Raw genomic sequence first — 5,540 nt, 5'->3', positions numbered from 1 at the left:
CATTATATAACTTCATTATTATTAGGATTTAAATTATCTACTTTTTATATGATACCTTTCAACTTCAACCAAAATGATAAAAAGTGGAAATTAAACTTTTTATTATTTAAAGATAATTTTATTACAAATAAACTTCATTTTAATTCCATTTCTATATCTTCAAAAACAAAATATAATATTTTACTAAAAAAATTGAGGGTTTATTACTGGATAGGACCTATCTATGATTTTATTATCTTTGTATTATTATTTTCAATAGGCATAAGTAAATTGGAATATTCATACTTAGCTCTAACTTCATTAATTTATTTTTGTCTAGCTACTATCAACTTCTTTAATGAAGATGGAAAATATGCTATTGGATCTAAGGAAGATACTCGTATTGCTTTTGATACAGTTAGAAGTTTTACCTTATGTGGTGACGATGAAGTTTCTGATGAAAGCAAAAGAATTCTTACAGATTACCATATTGAAATTTCAAAAAATATATCAATTAATACTTTTGATGTAAATAACCTATGGGATTTTTTAAATAATTTATCTTTTTATACAAATTCTCTTCTTAGTTATATAAATAATGATATATTATCTTTACATTCATCTATATATATTTTCTTTAATAATCTTATATATGATTATGATAATATTAAGTCACTTGATTATAGACAAATTGAAAAAACCTCTATATCACTTCTTTACTATTTTATTTATCTAAAAATAACAGATACTAGATACACTCCTAATGATGATATTTTAGATAAAATTTATAATAATTTAAATTCTACCTACCATAAAAACTTGTATGAATTATATTTTAACAATAAAACAGATTATAAAAATTACTTATACACTCCCCAAAATATACCTTCTAATTTTTCTTTTTGTAACGGTTATAAAAAACTTATTATTAAAATACTAGATTCATATAAAAAATAAAAAGTGTCCCTTTAATGGTCTTCTCCCCGTCAAATAGACGTGGATAAGACCATAACTTAGACACTTTTATTTTTAAAGATTATTTTTTATTTCTTTTACCCAGTTTCTTGCTCCATCAACAGAGTCCCATGCTATTTCTGCATTTTTAATATAATTTATTGCATCTTCTTCTGATCCTAAGCTTTTAAATTCTTTTTGGACTTTAGGTATTCTTTTTTGTTTAGTAATATAATCTATAACAAATGGATTAGAAGCATTAGCTATTCTCAAAGCTCTTTCAGCTTCCTCTACTTTACCTAATTTAAATAAGTAAAGTGCTTTTGAAAATTTAGTTGCTGAAAGATAATCATCTTTATACTGAGATAAAATATTCTCTAAATCTTCATCTAAATTTTCAGCAATTAACCAAGATAGTAAAACTCCTCTTATTAGCAGTCTATCTTCAGGACATAATCTTAATAGTTCCTTAAATTCTCTTATGGCTTCTCTTTTTTCATTTATACTCCATAATAGATTACCAAGTCTATATTTCGCACTATAATAAGGTTTAGTTATTTCTAAGTCTAAATACTTTCCAATAAACTTATTTATATTTTCTTCACCTATAACTTCTTTTGCTACTTCTACAGCTTTATTAGCTAATTTCTTTTGTTCTTCTTTATTTAAGGAATTATCATAAGATAATATGATATATGCTTCTGCACACTTTTCACTAATCTCTAAAGCTTCCTTTGCAAGTTTTACTTTTTGTTTAAAATTCTTTTGATTCCATGCATCATTTGCTATTTTGTTGGCTTCTACTAAATCCTTATCTTCTTCAAGTATAATATCATCTATATTTTCATCTTTTTCATCTATTTCTGCTTCTTGTTCTTTAATATTTATTACTTCTTCAACTTCAACTTTAGAAGAAATTAACCATTTGTCCTCATCAATGTTTATCATCGTTCTTACATCTTTTGATTTAGAAAGGCCTGTACTACTACTTATATTAAATAACTTATAAAAATCTGAAGCCTTAATATCTATATTGGATTTATTCGTGAATAATCCATTTTTCAAAGCAATAGCATGAATAATTCCGCAAGCCCATGAATTAGCCTTACCCTTATTTAAATTAGCATTATCTAATTCAAATATTTCTTTACATAAGTTTTCTGCAAGAAACAAGTATTCTTCATTCAAATTATTTTTACATACCTCTTCAATTATTCTCATGATTTCTAAATATCTTTCATTATTCACTTCAGTTGTTTTTTGCATTACTTATTTTCTCCTTCTTCTATATGGTATTTAAACTTTAATAAATGATGTTTAAGCCGATGTTTTATATTATATGATATTTACATCAAATTTTCAAACATTACTGCATTATTATCTAATATTTTATGTAAATTTGTAACAATATATTTATTATGTTATAATTTATTTAACAAGTTTTTCATTTTAATTAAATTAAGTTTGGAGGAGTTTTAAATGAAAAAGAAAATAATTGCAATATTATTATCATTATCAATACCATTTTCTATGATTTCTTGTAAGGAGTCTGCAAAAAATGTAACAACTCAAAATAATAACTTAGCTTCTTCAGCTAATGAATCTTCTGATAAAGCAAACTCTAGTAATGAAAGTAATAATGAAGTTAGTAATGTAAATAATAACGCAGATAATAAAGAAGATATAAAAGAGGCAAATGCTAATATTTATTATTATGATGCTGTAAATGACAAAATAGTATACATAAATAAAGTTATTAAAATTGAAGAAAAGATGACTGCTACAGCATTAGTAGATGAACTAAAAAAATCACCTAATTCTGACATAGCTCCAGCTATTTCTAATGAAATAAATTTAAATTCAGCTAATGTTGATGAAGAAAGTTCAACTATAACCTTAGATTTTTCTTCAAACTTTGTACAAGCACAAAATTTAGGAGGAGGTGCCGAATCAAGTACTATTAAAGCTATATGTAATACTTTCGGTAGCTACTTTAAAGTTGATAATGTTATTATAACTTTAGATGGAGAACCTTATTCTTCAGGACATATTTTAATGTCTGAAGGTGAAAGCTTTAAAGTTGATTTAGATAATTCATCTCCTCTAAATTAAATCAAATAAATATAATTTAAACTATAATAGGGTTGCTTTACGCACCCCTATTATTAATATTCAATTCATTTTCTGTAAAATAAGTCATCTACTATAACAGCTATACATTTTATTTTAATTCCTTTTTTAAATTTCTCTTCTTTAAAGTATCTATTGAATATTAATTTCATGAAAAAAGATAGGTCTTAAACCTATCTTAAATTTCATATATTATAGCTTACCCTCACCTTCACATATAGGGCACTTAAAATTTCCTATCCCTTGGCAAGTTACACATTTTTTATTAGGGATACTATTACTTCCACAATCACAATTTATCTTTCCTACTCCATTGCAAGTAATGCATGTATTAATAAAATTATTACTTTCAAACTCCATACATTTTCCTCCCTTTGCTTCTTATAATTAATTATTGTCAATTATATACTTTTTATTAAACTAAAGATTACTTATAGGGTAGCAATGGATTTTAATAAATAGAATTAAACACTTATTTCACTTTTTATTTCTAAAGCATCTTGGTTATCATCAATAATTGGTTTTACATATTCATTTATAAACTCAACAACTTGGCTTGGAGCTCTTCCAACAAATTTATTTGGATCAATTATATTTAAAATTTCTTCTTTAGAAAGCATAAAACTACTATCATTTATTATTCTTTCAATAAGATCATTATTTAAACCTTCTCCTTTTACTCTTTGAGCAGCTTCCATTGAGTGTATTCTAATCTTTTCATGTAATTCTTGTCTGTCACCACCTCTTTTTACTGCTTCCATCATAATATTTTCTGTTGCCATAAATGGTAACTCATTATTTACATGAGAATTTATAACTTTTTCGTAAACAACCATATTTTCTGCAATATTTATATATAAATTTAAAACTCCATCTAGCGCTAAAAATGCTTCAGCAACTGCTATTCTTTTATTTGCAGAATCATCTAATGTTCTTTCAAACCATTGAGTTGCTGCTGTTATCGCTGGATTTAATGAATTTACAATAACATATCTAGCTAAAGAGCTCATTCTTTCACTTCTCATAGGATTTCTCTTATATGCCATAGCTGAAGATCCTATTTGATTTTTTTCAAAAGGCTCTTCTATTTCCTTCATACTTTGAAGTAATCTTAAATCATTACTAAACTTATACGCGCTTTGAGCAACTTCAGATAATCTATTTAAAACTATAGAATCTAATTTTCTTGGATATGTTTGACCAGTTACTCCATAACTATTTTCAAACCCCATTTTTTTAGCTACTATTTTATCTAAATCTTTTACTTTTTCTTCATTATTATTAAATAATGTCATAAAACTAGCTTGAGTTCCTGTTGTTCCTTTAACTCCTCTTAATCTTAATGTAGATAATAAGAAATCTATGTTTTCTATATCAAGTATTAAATCTTGTATCCAAAGTGTAGCTCTTTTTCCTACTGTAGTTAACTGAGCAGGCTGGAAATGGGTAAATCCTAAAGTTGGCATATCTTTATACTTAAGTGCAAAATTAGATAAATGATTTATTACTGTTACTATTTTCTTTTTAACTAATAATAAAGCATTTTTCATAATAATTATATCTGTATTATCTCCCACATAGCAGCTTGTAGCTCCTAAATGAATTATGCCTTTAGCACTAGGACATTGTAATCCATAAGCATATACATGACTCATTACATCATGTCTAACTTCCTTTTCTCTTTTTATAGCTTCATCGTAGTTTATATTATTTATATTAGATTTAAGCTCTTCTATTTGTTCTTCTGTAATATTTAAACCTAGCTCTTTTTCTCCTTCAGCTAATGCTACCCATAATTTTCTCCAAGTTGAAAATTTCATATTATCCGAAAATATGTAGCTCATTTCTTTTGATGCATATCTTGAGTTTAATGGTGAATTATATAAGTCTCTCATCTTTTGAAAACCTCCGAATAAATTTTTATTTTCCATTTTCATCATTCGTATTATATCATATCTTAAATTAATTTTCACTTTTTTGAGTTATATTTTTATTCTTATATAATATACTATAATATATTACTTTATAAGGGGGAATAAAAATGTATAAAATAAGTTTATTGGATAAGATATCTTTTTTATTAGTTTTAATAGGCGCAATCAACTGGGGATTTATAGGTTTATTTAATGTAAATATTGTAAGTTTATTTTCTTTAGGATCTATTCTTTTACAAAGAATAATCTATATAACAATTTGTGCAGCTGCTATAAATATTATAATATTAGTATTTAAATGTGAATTATTTAAATTTAGTAACTAGTTACATAAGAAGTTTTTAATAATATTTTTCCTTAACTAATAAAAAAGAGATAAACATTATATTCCTTGCTCCGTCGCATGCGCTCCAAGTCAACCTCATACAATGTTTATCTCTTTACAAACTGAAGGAAGGAAAGTATGAATAGTTAATAATAAGGCATAACTTTTTATACTTTCCTCGTATAATAAAATTATAAAAGCTAATACGAATATTATTA

6 protein-coding genes are annotated in these 5,540 nt (G+C 25.2%); 3 read left to right on the top strand and 3 right to left on the bottom strand.

The genetic code is table 11. From position 1 onward, the window contains the following. The coding region (locus tag H9660_RS15675; protein ID WP_207729506.1) for a hypothetical protein at nt 1-936 on the top strand (936 nt) is incomplete at its 5' end. Between the two features lie 72 nt (nt 937-1,008). Here H9660_RS15675 and H9660_RS15670 read toward each other — a convergent pair. Continuing rightward, a complete protein-coding gene (locus H9660_RS15670) occupies nt 1,009-2,199 on the bottom strand; it encodes a DUF6398 domain-containing protein (protein WP_191751308.1) in 1,191 nt (396 codons plus the stop codon). A 213-nt stretch (nt 2,200-2,412) separates the two neighbouring features. Here H9660_RS15670 and H9660_RS15665 point away from each other — a divergent pair, with 213 nt between their 5' ends. After that, on the top strand, nt 2,413-3,045 hold the full coding sequence (locus H9660_RS15665) for a GerMN domain-containing protein (RefSeq protein WP_191751307.1): 633 nt from the start codon (nt 2,413-2,415) through the stop codon (nt 3,043-3,045). Between the two features lie 210 nt (nt 3,046-3,255). On the opposite strand, the gene H9660_RS15660 is transcribed toward H9660_RS15665, so the two are convergent. Continuing rightward, nucleotides 3,256-3,423: a hypothetical protein gene (locus H9660_RS15660; RefSeq protein WP_191751306.1), complete on the bottom strand. Its 168-nt coding sequence runs from the start codon at nt 3,421-3,423 to the stop codon at nt 3,256-3,258. Nucleotides 3,424-3,527: 104 nt separating this feature from the next. Continuing rightward, nucleotides 3,528-4,958, bottom strand: coding sequence for an adenylosuccinate lyase (gene purB, locus H9660_RS15655; RefSeq protein WP_191751305.1), 1,431 nt, complete (start codon nt 4,956-4,958; stop codon nt 3,528-3,530). A gap of 146 nt (nt 4,959-5,104) precedes the next feature. On the opposite strand from purB, the gene H9660_RS15650 reads away from it, so the two are divergent. Continuing rightward, the gene (locus tag H9660_RS15650; RefSeq protein ID WP_191751304.1) at nt 5,105-5,323 is read left to right on the top strand and encodes a DUF378 domain-containing protein; all 219 of its coding nucleotides are present in this window, start codon (nt 5,105-5,107) and stop codon (nt 5,321-5,323) included. Nucleotides 5,324-5,540: the final 217 nt, after the last annotated feature.

Origin of the sequence: Clostridium gallinarum, from assembly GCF_014836325.1 — a bacterium.
GTDB classification, from domain to species: Bacteria; Bacillota; Clostridia; order Clostridiales; family Clostridiaceae; genus Clostridium; species Clostridium gallinarum.
This window is presented reverse-complemented; position numbering and strand designations above follow the sequence as displayed.